This window comes from Pseudomonas lopnurensis (assembly GCF_015070855.1).
Classification (GTDB): Bacteria; Pseudomonadota; Gammaproteobacteria; order Pseudomonadales; family Pseudomonadaceae; genus Stutzerimonas; species Stutzerimonas lopnurensis.
The window spans coordinates 90,620-107,885 of record NZ_JADDIX010000100.1; the positions used below are offsets into that span (position 1 = coordinate 90,620).

At 66.2% G+C, this 17,266-nt stretch carries 13 protein-coding genes; 5 read left to right on the top strand and 8 right to left on the bottom strand.

Annotation, left to right across the window (positions count from 1 at the left end; all coding sequences use genetic code 11):
• Positions 1-477: 477 nt before the first annotated feature.
• Positions 478-1,950, bottom strand: coding sequence for an AhpA/YtjB family protein (locus tag IN820_RS22325; RefSeq protein ID WP_193683068.1), 1,473 nt, complete (start codon positions 1,948-1,950; stop codon positions 478-480).
• Between the two features lie 221 nt (positions 1,951-2,171).
• On the opposite strand from IN820_RS22325, the gene serB reads away from it, so the two are divergent.
• Positions 2,172-3,386 carry a phosphoserine phosphatase SerB gene (serB, locus tag IN820_RS22330; protein WP_207793741.1) on the top strand — a complete coding sequence of 405 codons (1,215 nt, stop codon included), beginning with the start codon at positions 2,172-2,174 and terminating at the stop codon, positions 3,384-3,386.
• Positions 3,387-3,494: 108 nt separating this feature from the next.
• On the opposite strand, the gene IN820_RS22335 is transcribed toward serB, so the two are convergent.
• From IN820_RS22335 to IN820_RS22360, 6 genes are all read right to left on the bottom strand, one after another.
• Positions 3,495-4,571, bottom strand: a complete 1,077-nt coding sequence (locus IN820_RS22335) for an NAD(P)-dependent alcohol dehydrogenase (RefSeq protein ID WP_193683082.1) — start codon at positions 4,569-4,571, stop codon at positions 3,495-3,497.
• 133 nt (positions 4,572-4,704) lie between these two features.
• On the bottom strand, positions 4,705-6,771 hold the full coding sequence (locus IN820_RS22340) for a GGDEF/EAL domain-containing response regulator (RefSeq protein WP_193683070.1): 2,067 nt from the start codon (positions 6,769-6,771) through the stop codon (positions 4,705-4,707).
• Positions 6,772-6,831: 60 nt separating this feature from the next.
• The gene (locus tag IN820_RS22345) at positions 6,832-8,673 is read right to left on the bottom strand and encodes a molecular chaperone (RefSeq protein ID WP_193683071.1); all 1,842 of its coding nucleotides are present in this window, start codon (positions 8,671-8,673) and stop codon (positions 6,832-6,834) included.
• Between the two features lie 167 nt (positions 8,674-8,840).
• Positions 8,841-9,716, bottom strand: coding sequence for an archaetidylserine decarboxylase (asd, locus tag IN820_RS22350; RefSeq protein ID WP_193683072.1), 876 nt, complete (start codon positions 9,714-9,716; stop codon positions 8,841-8,843).
• Positions 9,717-9,727: 11 nt separating this feature from the next.
• Complete coding sequence (locus IN820_RS22355; protein ID WP_193683073.1) at positions 9,728-10,543, bottom strand: rhodanese-like domain-containing protein; 816 nt, start codon at positions 10,541-10,543, stop codon at positions 9,728-9,730.
• Between the two features lie 271 nt (positions 10,544-10,814).
• The gene (locus IN820_RS22360; protein ID WP_193683074.1) at positions 10,815-12,329 is read right to left on the bottom strand and encodes an HDOD domain-containing protein; all 1,515 of its coding nucleotides are present in this window, start codon (positions 12,327-12,329) and stop codon (positions 10,815-10,817) included.
• A gap of 155 nt (positions 12,330-12,484) precedes the next feature.
• Here IN820_RS22360 and motA point away from each other — a divergent pair, with 155 nt between their 5' ends.
• The gene (motA, locus tag IN820_RS22365; protein WP_193683075.1) at positions 12,485-13,336 is read left to right on the top strand and encodes a flagellar motor stator protein MotA; all 852 of its coding nucleotides are present in this window, start codon (positions 12,485-12,487) and stop codon (positions 13,334-13,336) included.
• Entirely contained in the window at positions 13,336-14,334 is a 999-nt protein-coding gene (motB, locus tag IN820_RS22370) for a flagellar motor protein MotB (protein WP_193683076.1), read from the top strand. Before motA ends, motB begins: the two co-directional genes overlap by 1 nt.
• Positions 14,335-14,350: 16 nt before the next feature.
• On the opposite strand, the gene rsgA is transcribed toward motB, so the two are convergent.
• Positions 14,351-15,382 (bottom strand): small ribosomal subunit biogenesis GTPase RsgA, encoded by a 1,032-nt coding sequence (rsgA, locus tag IN820_RS22375; RefSeq protein WP_193683077.1) that lies wholly within the window; start codon positions 15,380-15,382, stop codon positions 14,351-14,353.
• A gap of 340 nt (positions 15,383-15,722) precedes the next feature.
• Between rsgA and IN820_RS22380 the strand changes: the two genes are divergently transcribed.
• Positions 15,723-16,526 carry a class I SAM-dependent methyltransferase gene (locus IN820_RS22380; RefSeq protein WP_193683078.1) on the top strand — a complete coding sequence of 268 codons (804 nt, stop codon included), beginning with the start codon at positions 15,723-15,725 and terminating at the stop codon, positions 16,524-16,526.
• Between the two features lie 28 nt (positions 16,527-16,554).
• On the top strand, positions 16,555-17,097 hold the full coding sequence (gene orn / locus IN820_RS22385; RefSeq protein ID WP_193683079.1) for an oligoribonuclease: 543 nt from the start codon (positions 16,555-16,557) through the stop codon (positions 17,095-17,097).
• Positions 17,098-17,266 lie beyond the last annotated feature (169 nt).

Genomic DNA, 17,266 nt, shown 5'->3' on the forward strand with positions numbered 1-17,266 from the left:
CTGTCGGGAACGTCAAGGCAGCCGGCACTCACCGAACCTGTAGGCGGCTCGGTGGTTCGCGAGCATGGCTCGCTCCTACAGACGGCCCCCGAGCATGCCTTGCTTTGTAGGGGCCAGCTTGCTGGCGATCCGATCCGGGAGGGCTAGGAACCTTGTAAGGTGGGCCGGGCGGCGATCCGCTTTAGCCCACTCTGACTGTCGCTGGTGGGCTGAAGCCCACCCTACGGGCTGTGGTGAATGCCGCAAGCCTGTCGGGAACGTCAAGGCAGCCGGCACTCACCGAACCTGTAGGCGGCCCGGTGGTTCGCACGCTTGGCTCGCTCCTACGGATGACCCATCAGACATGCCTTGCCCTTGTAGGAGCCAGCTTGCTGGCGATCCGGCACAAACGGGGCGCCATGTAGGGTGCGCTTCGCGCACCGAATGCACTGCAGCCCTCAGCCCTGGCAGGTTCGGCGGGTTGCAACCCGCCCTGCGTCAGCTAATGCGATTGCGCAGCTCGTGCATGCGCGCCAGCTGGCGTTCGAGCAGCGAAGGGTAGGGCTCCAGCAGGCGCTCGACGCAGCAGGTGCCCTCCGGGCTGGCGATCGGGCGGATGCGTGCGCGTTGCTGGATCAGTCGATCCTCGCTGATGCTGCGCTCCACCAGCAGCAGGTTGCGGCTGTGCAGCGACAGGGCCAGCGCGGCCTGGGCCGGCTGGCTGAGCAGCAGGTCGCCCTGGCTGAGATCGAACAATCCTTTACCCAGGGTAAGGCCCAGTTGCAGCTGCAGGGTGATGCCGCTGTCGGCGACCTCGATCTGCAGCGCGTGGCCGAGGGCGCGCATCAGTTCGCCACAGCAGATCGCGTGGGTCAGGTAATTCTGCTCGTCGTCCTGGCTATGGAACAACATCAGGCTGCTGCCGTCGTTGAGCGTGTGCAGCTCGGCCTGGTAGAGCATGGCTGCCTGCTGCAGGCAGTCGCGGTAGCGTTGTAGCAGCTCGGTCAGGCGCGTCCGGGACAAGCGCCGCAGCTGATCCTGGGCGCCCAGTTGAATCGCCAGCACGGCACTGCGCGTCGGGCGTGGCGCCGCCGTCGAGAGGGCTACCGCAGCCGGTGCTGAAGGAGGGGCGAAGGGAGTGTCAGGGTCGTCGTCCAGGTCGATATCGAAACGCTCGAACCGCGGCTCGGGCTGGCGTTCGCCGACGGTGCCGTCCTCGTCCTCGTCGAAGTCGTCCTCGTCCAGGGCGTCGCTGAGGTCCAGCTCCGGTTCGGGCTTTTCCGGCACCAGGCGCGCCTGCAGCTGACGCGCCAGGTCGCCGATCTCGTCCTGGCGCCCGGCGCCGGGGGCCGGGTCGTCCGGGTCGCGCAGCCACAGGCGCAACTGCATCAGCGGCGTCGACAGCTGCCGGCCCAGGCGCATGCTCAGCGTCAGCGCCAATGCCAGCAGGATCAGGCTGAGCAGTCCCATGCTCTGCAGGCTGATGGTCATCGGCTGCTGGAACTGCCGCATGTCCAGGTTGACGCGCAGGTGCCCGGCGATTACTTCCTGGAAGCTGATCGGGGTCGAGTAGAGCCCACTGTCGTCGCCGAGCAGGCCCTGCTGCGGACGCGAGCCGGATTCGGCGAGCACGCGGTTGTCCACGCTGTAGATCGCGGCGTGGGCGACCAGCGGGTTCTTCACCAGATTGCTCAGCAGCACGTTGAGGCTGAGGATGTCGTTGGCCACCAGCAGGTCGGTGGCCGACGCGGCGGTCTGGGTCACCAGGCTCTGGCCGAGGGCATCGGCCTGCTGTTCCATGGCATGCTTGAACTGCATGCCGATCACCCACGCATAGATGACCAGCGCCAGGGCCACCAGCAACAGCGTATGGCTGGCAATGCGCAGCACCAGCGGCACACGGTGCTGGCGCAGTGCGCGACAGATCATCAGGAAGAAATTGTCAGGCTTTACGGATGCGGGCCGGTTCACAGAGCGCGGCTCTTCTCGACGGGAAATTGCCGAGCAGTATACGGAAAGCGCAGGAGGCGCTGAAGGTCTCCTGCCCCGAGCTGACGAAAAGTCGAAATCGTTCTTTCAGGCGTCAAGCATTGGGTGGGCCGGGCGGCCCACCCTACTTTTTCAAGCTTCGAGCGGCGCCTGCGGGTTGAGGTAGAATGCCGGCCTTCATTGCCTGTCATGGGAGCTGCGCCTTGCGCGAAATCGTCCTGATCAACATTACCGGGGAAGATCGCCCGGGACTGACGGCAGCCATCACCGGCGTGCTCGCCCAGGGTGGCGTGAACATTCTCGATATCGGCCAGGCGGTGATCCACGACACCCTGTCGTTCGGCATCCTGATCGAGATTCCGGATAACGAGCGCGCATCGTCGGTGCTCAAGGACGTGTTGTTCATGGGCTACAAGCATGATCAGCAGGTCCGCTTCACGCCGGTTTCCGAGGTCGATTACCAGCACTGGGTGGCCGGGCAGGGCAAGGCCCGCCATATCGTCACGCTGCTGACGCGCAAGGTCACCGCCGAGCAGTTGCAACGCGTCAGTTCGATCACGGCCAAGTATGGGCTGAACATCGATCACATCGACCGTCTTTCCGGGCGCATGCCACTGGACATGCCCGAGGAACAGGGCAAGGGCTGCATCGAGTTCTCGGTGCGCGGCGAGCCGGCGGACACCGCGGCGCTGCGGGCGGAATTTCTCAGCGTGGCGCAGGAGCTGAACGTCGACATCGCCTTCCAGCGCGATTCGGTCTATCGGCGCAACCGCCGCCTGGCGGTGTTCGACATGGATTCGACGCTGATCGAGGCCGAGGTCATCGACGAGTTGGCCAAGGCGGCTGGCGTCGGCGAGCAGGTCTCGGCGATCACCGAGCGCGCGATGCGCGGCGAGCTGGATTTTCGCGCCAGCTTCAAGGAGCGTCTGGCGCTGCTGGAAGGGCTTTCCGAAGACGTGCTGGCGGACATCGGGTCCAGCCTGCGGCTGACCGAAGGCGCCGAAGTGCTGTTCGCCGAGCTCAAGCGGCTGGGCTACAAGACGGCGATTCTTTCCGGGGGCTTCAGCTATTTCGCCAAGCAGTTGCAGGCCAAGCTGGGCATCGACTACGTGTTCGCCAACGAGCTGCAGATCGAACATGGCAAGGTGACCGGCGTGGCCGTCGAGCCCATCGTCGATGCGCAGCGCAAGGCCGACCTGCTGCGCCAGCTGGCGCAGCAGGAAGGTCTGTGCCTGGAGCAGACCATCGCCGTCGGCGACGGCGCCAACGACCTGCCGATGCTCGGCCTGGCCGGGCTGGGTGTTGCCTTTCGCGCCAAGCCGCTGGTCAAGCAATCGGCCAAGCAGGCCATCTCCACCCTGGGGCTGGACGGCATTCTCTATCTGCTGGGCTTCAGGGACCGGGATGGGACGGAATAGGGACAGCTGCAAGCCACAAGCTTCAAGCGGCAAGTAAAGGCCCCGGGGCGGCATCGGCCCGGGGCTTTGCTTTTCTTGAAGCTTGCCGCTTGAAGCTTGCCGCTGCCATCAGGGTTTTATCGCCACCTTCAGTACGCCATCGCGCTGGTTGGCGAACAGGTCGTAGGCATCGGTGATGTCGCTCAACGCGTACTGGTGGGTGACCAGCGGGCCGAGGTCGACGCGCCCGGAGGCCACCACGTTGAGCAGGCGACGCATGCGCTCCTTGCCGCCGGGGCACAGCGAGGTGACGATCTTGTTGTCGCCGAGGCCGGCGTGGAAGGCGCCCAGCGGGATGGTCAGGTCGCTGGAGTAGACGCCCAGGCTGGACAGCGTGCCGCCTGGCTTGAGCACCCGTAATGCACTTTCGAAGGTCGACTGCAGCCCCAGCGCCTCGATCGAGGCGTCCGCGCCGCGTCCGCCGGTGAGCTTGAGCACTTCCTCGACCACGTCCACGTTCCTGAAATTCAGGGTGACGTCGGCACCCATCTGCCGGGCGATGTCCAGCCGGGCGTCGACGCCGTCCACCGCGATGATGGTGCCGGCGCCGCGCAGCTTGGCACCGGCAGTGGCGCAGAGGCCGATCGGCCCCTGGGCGAAGATCACCACGATGTCGCCGATCTTGATGTTGGCGGCCTCGGCCCCGGCGAAGCCGGTGGACATGATGTCCGGGCACATCAGCACCTGCTCGTCGCTCAGGCCGTCCGGCACCGGTGCCAGGTTGGCCTGGGCGTCGGGCACCAGCACGTATTCGGCCTGGGTGCCGTCGATGGTATTGCCGAAGCGCCAGCCGCCCATGGGCTTGTAGCCGTGGCAGGCGCAGCCGCCATCCTGCGAGGCGAGGCCGTCCTGGCAGGCGTAGGAGGTGAAGCTCGGGCAGATGGCGCCGGCGATCACGCGCTGGCCTTCCTGGTAGCCCTTCACGTTGCTGCCGAGCTTCTCGATGATGCCCACCGGCTCGTGGCCGATGGTCAGGCCCGGGGCCACCGGATATTCGCCCTTGAGGATGTGCACGTCGGTGCCGCAGATGGTGGTGGTGGTGATGCGCAGCAGGGCGTCGTTAGGGCCGATCTCGGGGATCGGCTTATCCTGCAGCTCGATGCGGCCCGGTTCGACGAACACGGCGGCTTTCATCATGGCCATGATGCGGTTCCTCTGGGAAATTGAAAGGCGTCCGGACACTCTAGTCCAGCGTCGTGACCGTGGCGTGATCTCGATCAAGCGGTGCAGGGATCGGAGCGAAGGCGGGAGGCGTTCGGCGCGGCGGGAAGCGAAGGCTTCACTCCTCGTCGGAGGAAAAATCGTAGTCCATCGACTGGCTGGGGCCTTGCAGGTAATACCCCTGGATGTAGCTGACGCCGGCCTGCCAGAGCGTGGCGAGCACCGTGGCGCTCTCGACGAAGGGCACGATGCTCTGCCTGTGCTGCCCATGCAGCTCGGCGAGCAGCGTCTTGAGCGCTTCTTGGTTTTCCTGGCGGGTCAGGTCCTGCGTATAGGATCCGTCGACTTTGACGAACTCGGCGTTCAGATGCCTGAGGGTGTTGAACGGGTTGAGCACGCAGCCGAACTTGGCCAGGGCGACGTGGCAGCCGAGGCTGCCCAGTCCTTGCGCCAGTGCCTTGGCGGGCTTGAGATAGGCCACCGCGTCGGGCTCGCTGAATTCGAACACCAGCGAGTCGCCGGGCAGGCGAGACGCCTTCAGCACCACGCCGAGCCAGGGCAGCAGGCTCGGGTCCTGCAGGCTGGCGGCGGACAGGTGCAGGAACAGGCGGGTGCTATGGCCCTTGGCGCGATGCTCGGCGAGCAGCTTGATGGAGTTGAGGATCACCCAACGGTCGATCTTGGTCGCCAGGCCGACATCGCTGGCGGTGCCGAGGAATTCGGCCGGGGGGACTTCCGCCCCCTGCGGATCGAGCAGGCGCAACAGCACTTCGTAGTGTTCGAAACTGTCGCCGCGCAGGCTGATGATCGGCTGGAACAGCAGGCGGAAACTGTTCTTTTCCAGTGCCTGCTGCAGCATGGCGACGATGCTGCCGCGATTGGCGGCGGCGGCCAGTTCGTCGGCGGGGTTGTAGAGCTTCAGCGCATTGCCGTCGCCGAGGTCGTCAGCGCAGCGGTGCGCGCGCTCGATGGCGTCCTGGGCCTTGGCCGTCTTCTCGTCGAGGGCGGCGACGCCGATGCTGAAGGTGGCCTGCACGGTGCGCCCGCCGATATCGAGCAGATGGCCCTCGACCTTGCCGAGCAGCTTGCGCAGTTCCGGCTCGGCCTGCTGCGGCGTCACGCCGGGCTGCAGGGCGGTGAAGACGTCGTCGGCGAAACGCGCCAGCTGCGTGTCGGCCGGAAAGTGCGCGCGCAGCAGCCTGGCCAGTTGCTCGAGCAACTGGTCCGAATCGGCCAGGCCGATATCCGCCTGCAGCGCGGCGAAGCGGTCGACGCGGATATAGGCGAGGCTGGCGCTCTGTCCGGCGTTGACCGCGCGCTCGACGGCGCTGTCCATCACTTCGAGGAAACAGTTGCGATTGAGCAGGCCGGTCACCGGGTCCTGGCTGCTGATCTCGCGCAGCTTCTGCAGTTCGGCGCTGTCGTGCTCGGCGCGGATCACCACCTGGATGCAGGGCTCGCCGTCATAGGCGGCCGGCGAGAAGTGCATGCGCGTCTTGAGGGTTTCGCCGTCGGCGCGGACGCCGGCGCAGGCCAGTTCGGCGTTGCCTTCGAGGGTCTGGTAGTTCTTCAGGAATGTCTTGAAACCGGACTGGTCGGCGGTGCCGATCAGGTCGATCATCGGCATGCCTTCGAGGTCTTCGACGTCTGCATAGCCGAACATCTCGAGATAGGCGCGGTTGGCATAGATGTGCATGCCGTCGTGGACGTAGGCGATGGCGTCGACCGAACTGTCGAGCAGCAGCTGGCAGCGCTTCTCGGCCTCGCGCAAGGCGACTTCGGCCGAGCGGCGTGCACGGCGCTCCTCGAGGTTGGCCAGCTCGCGATTGGCGACCAGGATCAGCCACTCGTCCTCGCCTTGCGGCAGCGCATCCTGGGCGCCGAGCATCAGCGCCTCGGTGATGCCTTCGGCGTCGTTGCCCACGGTGAGCTGGATGACCGGGATGTCCTTGGCCTGCTGGCGAATGGCTCTGATGACTTCGCTGGGCTCGAGGTTCTCGCTGTGCGGCGCGCTGATCAGCAGGTCCCAGGTCTGTTTCAGAGCCTCGGCCAGGTCGTCGCTGGAGGTGAGTCGATGCACCCGGGTGGCCTGCCCGGCATTGCGGAACAGACTCACCAGGCGCTCGGCTTCGTTCTGCGAGTCTTCAAGAATCAGCAGGCGGATGGTTTTCTTTTGCAGGGCCATGGCGACAGCTTAAGAGCGCGCCAAATGGGCGCGGGCAGGCAAGAATGCAGAGTCGGCAATCTACAGCGACTTCCAGAGTGAGTCAAAATCTTCATCCCCACTCGCCGTGTGGTTTCCCCAGGCTGTGACAGGCGTCTCTCGCTCGCGCGGCAGCTCTCCGAGCGAGCGATATTCGAACTGGTTGTAGTTGCCGATATGCGCACGGCGCCGGCTGAGAACGGCGCGCTGCTGCTCGCCATTCCGGTTGATCTGCACCTTGTGGCCTTCCTGGAACGGCAGGCGCGGCGCGATCAGCATCGCCGGTTGCGAAATGGCGTCGATCGCCGGCAGCAGCAGGGCGCGCAGGTATTCGCTGCCCTGGTCGACCTTGCGCAGCAGTCGCAGGCCACAGGGTTGCGCCCGTGGCGCGATCAGTTCGACGCCCATCTGCATGCCGCCGCCGCGCATCTGGCGGATCCAGCGCACCACGGCGACGCTCCAGGTCTTGGCGCTGCCGTCGCGCAGGCCGAGCAGCTCGCCTGCCTGCAACTGGGCGGGCACCTCGCCGGGCCAGGCCAGGCAATAACCGCCGGGGCTGTGGTCGACCAACTGGACGTCGAACAGCGGATGGCTCTCGCTGGGGCTGGATGCGGCCGCGGTCCCGATCTCGATCTTCGGTCGGCTGGTGGCTGCCTCCGCCCGCTGCAGTCTGGGTCGGACGAACTCGATGTGGTCGTGCACGAGCCGGGGCTCGGCGCTGCCGCTCTGCGCATCGAAGGCGTTGGCCCAGATGTCGGGTGCGCCGTTGTGCAGCTTGAACACCGCACAATTGGAAGATTGCGGCAGCTCGAGGACTTCGTTGAATGGCCGCTGCCCGGCCAGATGGTAGTGCACGGCCGTCATGCCGATGCACAGGGTCAGGCTGCCCTGTGCCGGGATGCGCTGGAAGCTGCGCTCGGAGATGTCGCCCCAGGCCGAGCTGAGGTGGCGCAGCAGGTCGTCGTCCAGCCCCTTGGCAGCCGGCAGACGGGTCAGCTCACGGTTGTCGGCCGCCAGGCGCAGATGTTCCTCGATCCTCTCGACCAGCGGGCGCGGGTCGATGCCCAGCAGTCGTTGCGGGTCCTTGTCGGCGAACAGCGAGCGGTAGCGCGGCGGCCCGTCGATCTGCGGCGAGAAGAAGAACAGGCTGCCCGTCGCCGTCGCCGGCTGCAGGTTGACCAGGGCGCTCCAGGCTTCCAGGGCCGCCGCCAGCCTGGCGATGCTCTGCTGGCGCATCTGGTTGCAGCGTGCGCAGCCCAGCAGCAAGGCGGCCAGATAAGACTGCTCGGCGCTCAGCCCCTGGGCATGGCGGGCAAGCGGGTCGCGCACCAGAAGGCGTTCCGAGCTCTGCTCGACGGCCAGTTGGTAGAGCTGGTGCAGTTCCAGCCACAACCCCTCCGGGGCCGGGCCGTAGAGCTGCGTCGAGCGCAGCTGCAGCGAACCCAGGCTGTGGATGGCGCGTTGCAGGGCGAGGGTGAGCAGTTGCTGACGGTTGCGGCCAGGCTGGGACAGCGCGCGTACGACGATCAGCTTGTAGCCGACGGCGAGATGGTTCTGCAGCGCCTGGCAGAGCCCGGCGACCTTGCGCGGCCGCTCGCCGAGCACGATGGGCTGGTTGAGGTAGTGCTTTTCCAGGTGCTGGCAGACGAAGTGCACGTCCGGGCGCAGCAGCTCCAGCAATTGCAGCCGCGTTTCCGACGGCAGGCGCAGCTGGTTGAGTTCGATCAGCGCCTGGTAGAGCTGGCGCGCGGTTTCGCCGAGGTTGGCCTTCGGCAGGCCGGCGAGCCAGGTGGTCACGCCGCGTACGCTGGCTTCGCAGAAGGACAGGGCCTGCCGGGTCGGCGCGGGTACACGCAGCAGCAGATGATGGCTCTGTCTATCCAAAACGGGCGGCTCCGCGCGGTTCAAGGCATGGGTAATGCGAACTCTATCAATATCTGCCTCGCTGGGCAGGGCTGAATAATGGCTCGATGATATTACCCGATATTCGGCAGCGATCGGCTACCGAATGGCCTTGTGAATGTGATCGCTGTCGCGGCCCGCCTATGTCGTTAGATCGGTGCTGAATTCTCCTGCGCCTGACCCAGCGCCTCGCCCATGCACACCGGGCTCAGCGGGCCCAGCTCTTCGGCCCAGCGAACCTGGTCGGGGCCGAACAGCAGGATGACGGTGGAGCCCAGCTTGAAGCGGCCCATCTCGGCGCCCTTTTCCAACTGGATGGGCGCACGGGCGGCCTCGTCATAGCGGAAGGTCTTCAGGCTGCGCTTGGGTGGCGTTACCAGCCCGGCCCAGACGGTCTCGATGCTGGCGACGATCATCGCGCCGACCAGCACCATGGCCATCGGGCCATGTTCGGTATCGAACAGGCAGACCACCCGCTCGTTGCGGGCGAACAGCTCCGGCACGCCCTGGGCCGTCACGGTATTGACCGAGAAGATCCGCCCCGGCACGTAGACCATCTCGCGCAGCGTACCGCTGACCGGCATGTGCACGCGGTGATAGTCCTTGGGCGAGAGGTAGACGGTGGCGAAGGCGCCACCCATGAACGGCGCGGCGCGCTCGTGATCGCCGCCGAGCAGTTCCATCGCGCTGTAGCTGTGACCCTTGGCCTGGAAGATGCGGCCCTGTTCGATCCTGCCGAGCTGGCTGATGGCGCCGTCGCAGGGATTGAGGATCGCGCCGGGCCTCGAAGCCAGCGGGCGGGCGCCGTCCTTCAGCGCGCGGGTGAAGAAGGCGTTGAAGTGCTCGTAGGCGGTCGGCTCTTGCGTCAGCGCTTCGCGCATGTCGACCTGGAAATGCCGGACGAACCACTTGATGAAGGTGTTCTTCACCCAGGGCAGGCGGCATTCGGCCAGGCAGCCGGCCAGGCGCGAGACGAGGTGGTGCGGCAGCAGGTACTGGCCGATGACGAACAGACGATCTTTCATGGATGACCTTTTCATGGCTGGACCGGCGTGTCGGGCAGATTGCCCCATTCGCTCCAGGAGCCGGCGTAGGCCTTGACCCGGGGATAGCCCAGGGCCTTTGCCAGCAGGTAGGTAAGGCCAGAACGGTGGTGGGTCTGGCAGTGGGTGATGATTTCCTTCTCCGGCACGATGCCGAGCGCCTGCAGCCGCTCGGCGATGTCCTCGCGGATGCGCAGCGCGCGCGTGGGGTCCATGGCGGCGGTCCACTCGAAATTGATCGCCCCGGGGATGTGCCCGCCGCGGGCTGAGAAGCGCTTTTCGCCACGGTACTCGGCGGGGGAACGTGCATCCCAGATCACCAGGTCATCGGCACCGAGGCGGCTTTCGATGTGCTCGCGGGTCGCCGTGGGCGCGTCGTCCAGTTGCAGCTCGACCGGCCCGGTGCCGGCGCTCGGCACCTGCCGGGTCAGCGGCCGCTGTTCGGCCAGCCAGGCGTGCAGGCCGCCGTCGAGGTAGTGGTAGCGGTGGTGGCCGATCACGTCGAGCAGCCAGATGAAGCGCCCGGCCCAGCCGCCGCCTTCGTCGTCATAGACCGCGTAGACCGCTTCGGGACGATGGCCCAGGGCGCCGAACAGCGCCTGCAGCTGCGCCAGCTCGGGAAGCAGCCCGGGCGCCGGCGGCTGGCCCCGCTGGGTCTGCTTGGGGTCGACGAAACGGGCGCCGGGCAGATGCCCTTCGGCGTAGCGGGCGGCGCTGGTCAGATCGACCAGGATCAGTTCGGGTGCATCCAGGCGCGCCGCCAGGTCGGCGGGCTCGATCACCAGCGGCAGGTTGGAAAAGGCGGACACGGCAGGCCTCGACAGGTCATTCAAGGGGCGAAGTCTAGCGAAAAAAAGGCACAGGGTCTGTCGGCGTTTCGCCGCAATCGATGGGCAAGCGTAGGGTGGGCAACGGCGAAGCCTTGCCCACGCGTCCGGTGGATGAGCGCGGATTGGCCTTTGGTACCCCTAGCGCCTGCCCGCGCGCCAGAAAGGGTAAGCACCCTAGGGTGGGCCGGGCGGCGCTCCGCTTCAGCCCACCAACGATGGGCGACCTTGGTGGGCTGAAGCCCACCCTACACTAGCGCTCGCGCCGGCTGAAGTTGCCTAGTGCACGTTCGAGGCACTGGGCGGTCTTGGCGAACGTTTGCAGCGTGGTCTCGGTGAAAGCGGCTCCGCCCTGATCGGCAATCACCAGCATCAGCACGCGGCCGTCGATGCCCAGCGAGCGCAGCAGCAGATGTTTGCCGGCGAACAGCGCCTTCAGCCTGCCAGGCAACAGCGCGGAAAACTGGGCCACGTTGGTCGGCTGCAGACGTAGCTGCGCGGGTTTTTCCAGCAGCCGGCGCAGGACCTGGCTCTGTTCCGCCGTCAGCGTCAGGCGTGCGGCATCGCCGGCGAGGCCGATGCACTGCTGGGCAACCAGACGGTTCTGCTTGCGATCGACCAGCATCACCAGCACGCGCTGCATGCCGCCGCAGGCGAAGGCCTGGCTGGCGGTGGCGGTGAGTTGCAACACGTTGCTGAACGGCGTCGGCTCGGCGAGCAGCTGGCGGCAGTGCGCGCGCCACGCGGCGAGGTCCTGGGCGCTGGGCGCGGGGGGCTCGCGCAGGATCTGGAAGCGGCTGCCCGTCGGCCACAGCAGGCCCTGGGCGGGATGCCAGAGATCGGTGCGGCCGAACTGGCGGGCGCTGGCAACCGCCTGTTGATGCACCAGCTGTTGCAGTTCGTCCAGCGGCACCTGTAGGTACAGCCCCGCCAGGCGCTGCCAGCGCAGGCTGTGCACGCCGCTCCAGCTGTGATGCGAGGACAGCGCCAGGCCGTTGGCCAGGACGATGGTATTGTTCGGCTGCGTCAGCCAGCGGCGCAGTTCGGGGTCGGCGTCGATCAGTTGCTGCTGGTGCAGGGGATGCTCGTTGTCACGGGCGATGTGCAGGGCCTTGATCAGCATGCGCCGATTGCCACCGAGCAGGCGATAGCCCTGGATGATCCAATCCGGCAGGCGCCAGTGCTCGGCCAGTTTCAGGCACAACTCCAGCAATGGCACGCCGAGCAACTCGCGTTCGACGCGGCTGGCCGGTTCGCCCTTGGCCAGCACGCGCTGCTCCCAGCTTTCCAGCAGATGTGGATAGGCGCAGATCAGCGCCCAGGCCGGCGTGAGGAACAGCAGGCTGCCCCAGTGGATGTCCTGCTGCAGGCGTGCGAGGCGGGCGCCGAACAGGCCGTTGGCCTGCTGGCTGGCGTGGCGGCTGATCAGCACCATCTGCCGCAGCGGCACGGGGATATCGCGGGTCTCGGTGGCCGGGATGCGGCTCAGAAGTGTTTCCGCACGTTGCAGGCCGATGCGGCTGAGCGCCACTTCCAGGCTTTCCGCGGGCTGGCCGTCGCCGATGCCGCGGTTGGCTTCCTGGATGAAGCGCAGGGCCAGGACCGGGCTGGCCTGGATGATCTCGGCGATCTGGCGCATCGACAGGCCGCTGTCGCGCAATGCCAGGCGCACCTTGCCATGGACTTCGGCGAAGGCGGGCAGGCGGACGTCGTCGAGCGCCTTGATCCAGGCGGATAATGTTCGTGGTAGCGGGGATGTCGTGGTCATGGCCGAACTAGCTTTTCGTCGGGATGGCCTTTAGTCTGGCGCAAAAGTTCCGATAACCAGAACAATTCTTCCAATCCCTTTCGCCATGTCGTCGCGCGGGCACGTTCGTCGCTCCGTGCCGCGATGACTCGTGACCAGGTTCCAGACGTAGCTCTATGGTAAAGATCATTGGCATCATCGTCGTGTTCGCCAGCGTACTGGGCGGCTTCGTGCTGTCCGGTGGCAAGATCGGCGCGCTCATTCATCCCTTCGAGGTCATGATCATCGGCGGCGCGGCGCTGGGTGGCTTTCTACAGGCGAACCCGGCGAGCACCACCCTGCTGGTGTTCAAGAAGTCGCTGAAGATGTTCAGCACGCGCTTCACCCATACCTATTATCTGGAAGTGCTCGGCCTGCTCTACGCCATTCTCAACAAGAGCCGCCGCGAAGGCATGATGGCCATCGAGGCGGACCTCGAGGACCCGGCCGCCAGCCCGCTGTTCAGCAAGTATCCCGGCGTGCTGCAGGACGAGCGGATGACGGCCTTCATCTGCGATTACCTGCGCATCATGTCCTCCGGCAACATGGCGCCGCACGAGCTGGAGGGGCTGTTCGACATGGAACTGGCCAGCCTGAGGGAGGAGCTCGAGCATCCGTCCCATGCGATGTCGAAGGTCGCCGATGGCCTGCCGGCGATGGGTATCGTCGCCGCGGTGCTCGGCATCGTCATCACCATGTCCATGCTGGCCGATGCCAACAATGCCGAGGTCGGCGAAAAGGTAGCGACGGCGCTGGTGGGGACCTTCCTCGGCATTATCGCGTCCTATGGCTTCTTCGGTCCGCTGGCGGCCTCCCTGGAGCATGACGCCAAGGAAGAGCTGAACCTCTACGAGGCGATCAAGGCGACGCTGGTGGCATCGGCCTCGGGCATGCCGCCGACGCTGGCCGTGGAGTTCGGCCGCAAGGTACTGTACCCGGCGCATCGGCCGAGTTTCTCCGAGCTCGAGCAAGCCATGCGTGGTAGCTGATGGACAACAATCAACCGATCATCGTCAAGCGGGTCAGGAAGACTGCTGGGGGGCATCATGGCGGTGCCTGGAAGATCGCCTTCGCCGACTTCGCCACGGCGATGATGGCGTTCTTCCTGGTGATGTGGCTGATGAGTGCCGCGACCCCGGAACAGAAGCGCGCCATTTCCGGCTATTTCCAGGACCCGATCGGCTTCACCGAAAGCGCCAGCCCGCACGTCATCGACCTCGGCGGTACGCCGACGCCGTCGCCGGACCGTACCCTCAACCCGGAACTCGATCCGGCGCAGAGCGATGCCAAGGTCGATGCCGAGCAGACGGAAATCTTCGCCGAGCAACTGGAGCGCGAACGCCTCGACCTGGTGCTGCAGGAGCTGCAGAACAAGGTCGACGAGAATCCGGAGCTGCAGCGCTTCAAGGACCAGATCCTCTTCGAGATCACCCAGGACGGCCTGCGCATCCAGATCATGGATGCCGAGAACCGGCCGATGTTCGCCCTCGGCAGCGCCCAGCTGCAGCCCTATTTCGAGGACATCCTGCTGGCCCTGGTCGATACCATCGCCGCGGTGCCGAACAAGATCAGCATCAGTGGCCACACCGATGCCAAGCCGTATTCGGGGCGCAGCGACTTCGGCAACTGGGAGCTCTCGGCCAGCCGCGCCAATGCCGCCCGCCGCACCCTGGTGGGCGGCGGCTATCCAGAGGAGCAGATCGCCCGCGTGGTGGGCTACGCCTCATCCGCGCTGTTCGATCGGGAGGACCCGGTCAACCCGGTCAACCGGCGCATCGACATCCTGGTCCTGACCAAGAAGGCGCAGCGCTCCATCGAGGGTGAGCAGTCCGATGCCAGTAGCGCGGAGGCGGGCGGCGTGGCCGAGCCGGCGTCAGGTGCCGTGCCGGAGGCTGCCGACGAACCGTTGCAGCCTCCGCAACTGCGCGAACGCTTGAACATCTTCGAGGATGGGGTGCTGGATTTCAGCCAGCCGGACGCACCTTGAGCCGGGTGTTGCGAACTCAGTAATCCGGTTCCGCCAGGCTGCTGAGAATGTGTCGGTAACTGGCCATGCGCTGCGGCTGAATGCGGCCCTCTTCCAGTGCCTTCAACAGCGCGCAGCCGGGCTCGCGGTCGTGCTTGCAGTCACGGAAACGGCAATGCCCGAGCAGGTCCCGGAACTCGATGAAGCCGGCCTCCACGTCGGCACGGCTGACATGGCCGAGGCCGAATTCGCGGATGCCGGGCGAATCGACCAGCTCGCCGCCGCCGGGGAAGTGGAACAGCCGCGCGGTGGTGGTGGTGTGGGTGCCCTTGCCGGTCATTTCCGATAGTGCGCCGACCCGTGTATCGACGCCGGGCAGCAGGCTGTTGACCAGCGAGGACTTGCCCACCCCGGACTGCCCGACGAAGACGCTGACATGGCCGTCGAGGCGGGCCTTCAATGCGTCCATGCCGCTGCCGCCATGGGCCGAGACTTCCAGCAGCGGATAACCCAGTTGGCGGTAGACCTCCAGCAGACGGTTGAGCGACGCCTCGTTGTGCGCGTCGATCAGGTCCGCCTTGTTCAGCAGCAGCAGCGGGGCGATGCCGGCATGTTCGGCGGCGATCAGATAGCGGTCGATCAGGTTGGCGTGCGGCTCGGGCAGTGGTGCGAAGACGATCACGATCAGATCGACGTTCGCCGCCACCGGCTTGAGCTGGCCGCGCATGTCCGGGCGACAGAGTTCCGAATGCCGCGGCAACTGCGCGACGATGACGCCGATGCCCTGGTTGCCGGGGCGCCAGACCACGCGATCGCCGGTGACCAGCGCCGGCAGGTTGGCGCGCAGGTGGCAGCGAAACACCTGTCCGGCCTGCTCGCCCTCCAGCGCTTCGACTTCGACCTGTACGCCGAAATGCGCGATGACCAGACCGGTCTGCTCGGGACCGAGGTCGCCGCCTTCGAGTTCTTCGAGGGCGCGGGACTCACGCCGCGCGGCGCGGGCCGCGCGCTCTTCCTGGATCTTCTCGATGCGCCAGCTCTGCCGGCGGTTGAGTTGGCGTTTGGCCATGAATGCGGGCTTCAGGTGATGATGGTCGGCGAGTCTAGCATGCCCCGGCGCGGCGGCCTGTCTGGTGCGTGCGCCGGCAGGCGAGCGCGCGGTGGCGTTATTGCGCAACGGCCATTCGATGACAAGCGCTGGAGGCTGGAAAGCTGGACGAAAACGTCATGCTGTTCGCTTAAGCAGGGCTTGCCCCGATGCCGGACAATCCTTCTGAGAGTGCTGTGGCGGCGCGCCTCGGTCCGCTTGCCGTTCAGCCTCCAGCCTTCCAGCGCTGCTTTCGGCTTTTTTGGGCGCAGCGCGATGCTGATGGTTAGACTGGCGCCTCCCTGCCGGATTCCAGCCATCCATGCCCGCTATTGCACATCCACGTCTACCGATCCTGCGCGCGCTGCTGGCGCAGCTGCTGGCCGTGGCGCTCACCTGGCTGGTGCTGCTGGCGCTCGCCCGGCTGGATGTCCGGCTCGGGCTCCTGGGCGCGGCGCTGTTGCAGGGGGGTATCGCGGCATTGCTGGGCCAGCGCCTGGGGCTTTCGTCCTGGTGGCTGCCGATCAACCTGGCCTTCGTTCCGGGGCTGGTCCTGCTGCAGGAGCAAAGCGTGCCGGGCTGGCTGCCGCTCGGCGCGTTCGTCCTGTTGCTGCTGCTCAACTGGAATGCCTTCGCCGAACGGGTGCCGCTGTATCTGAGCGGCGCCGAGGCCGAGCGGCAGTTGCAGGCCCGGCTGGCGGCGCTGCCGGCGGACTTTCGCTTCATCGACCTGGGTTGCGGACTGGCCGGCACCTTGCTGCGGCTGGCGCGTGCGCATCCCGCGGCGCGCTTCGTCGGAGTGGAAACCGCGCCGCTGCCCTTCGCCTTGTCCTGGCTGCGCTGCCTGCGCCAGCCCAATTGCCGTATCCGCCTGTGCAGCCTGTGGCGTGTCGATCTCGGCGACTACCAGGTGGTCTACTGCTTCCTCTCGCCGGCACCGATGCCGGCACTGTGGAAAAAGGCGCGAATGGAGATGCGCCCCGGCGCATTGCTGATCAGCAACAGCTTCGCCGTGCCGGGCGTCGAGCCGGCGCAGGTCCTGCCGCTGGAGGACTGGCGGCACTCGCGGCTGCTGGTCTGGCATCCCGGCGGCACGGTACCTGACGGCTCCGCTGCAAGCGGCTAAACTGCGCGCCACAGTCAAGGAGCCCGCCATGCAGAACCCGCAGAATCTGATCTGGATCGACCTGGAAATGACCGGCCTGGATCCGGACAACGACGTCATCATCGAAATGGCCACGATCGTCACCGACAGCCAGCTCAACGTGCTGGCCGAGGGCCCGGTCATCGCCGTGCACCAGAGCGACGAGGTGCTGGCCCGCATGGACGAATGGAACACCCGCCAGCACGGCGGTTCCGGCCTGACCCAGCGCGTGCGCGAGAGCCTGATCTCGACCGCCGAGGCGGAAGAACTGACCCTGACGTTTCTCGAGCAGTGGGTGCCCAAGGGCAAATCGCCGATCTGCGGCAACAGCATCTGCCAGGATCGCCGCTTCCTCTATCGGCAGATGCCCGCGCTGGAAGCCTATTTCCACTACCGCAACCTGGACGTCTCGACGCTCAAGGAGCTCGCAGCACGCTGGGCGCCGCAGATCATGGAAGGCTTCAAGAAGAGCGGCACGCACCTGGCCCTCGACGACATCCGCGACTCCATCGCCGAATTGCGGCACTACCGCGAGCATTTCATCAAGGTCTGAGAAAGCAGCTGCAAGCTGCAAGCCATAAGCTGCAAGAAAAAAGCTTGGCGGGGCTTGAGGGTCGTAGGGTGGATCACGCTTCACCGATACACCGGGCGGGGCCAGGGTGGAAAAAGCAGCGTCAAGCCGCAAGCCATAAGCTGCAAGAAAGAGCCTGACGGGATTTGAG

What these genes read in the sequence shown, in the direction of transcription:
- IN820_RS22340 (WP_193683070.1), bottom strand. Translation starts at nt 6,771, where the DNA reads ATGGCCCTGCAAAAGAAAACCATCCGCCTGCTGATTCTTGAAGACTCG.
- motB (WP_193683076.1), top strand. Translation starts at nt 13,336, where the DNA reads ATGGACAACAATCAACCGATCATCGTCAAGCGGGTCAGGAAGACTGCT.
- asd (WP_193683072.1), bottom strand. Translation starts at nt 9,716, where the DNA reads ATGAAAGATCGTCTGTTCGTCATCGGCCAGTACCTGCTGCCGCACCAC.
- rsgA (WP_193683077.1), bottom strand. Translation starts at nt 15,382, where the DNA reads ATGGCCAAACGCCAACTCAACCGCCGGCAGAGCTGGCGCATCGAGAAG.
- IN820_RS22380 (WP_193683078.1), top strand. Translation starts at nt 15,723, where the DNA reads ATGCCCGCTATTGCACATCCACGTCTACCGATCCTGCGCGCGCTGCTG.
- orn (WP_193683079.1), top strand. Translation starts at nt 16,555, where the DNA reads ATGCAGAACCCGCAGAATCTGATCTGGATCGACCTGGAAATGACCGGC.
- motA (WP_193683075.1), top strand. Translation starts at nt 12,485, where the DNA reads ATGGTAAAGATCATTGGCATCATCGTCGTGTTCGCCAGCGTACTGGGC.
- IN820_RS22360 (WP_193683074.1), bottom strand. Translation starts at nt 12,329, where the DNA reads ATGACCACGACATCCCCGCTACCACGAACATTATCCGCCTGGATCAAG.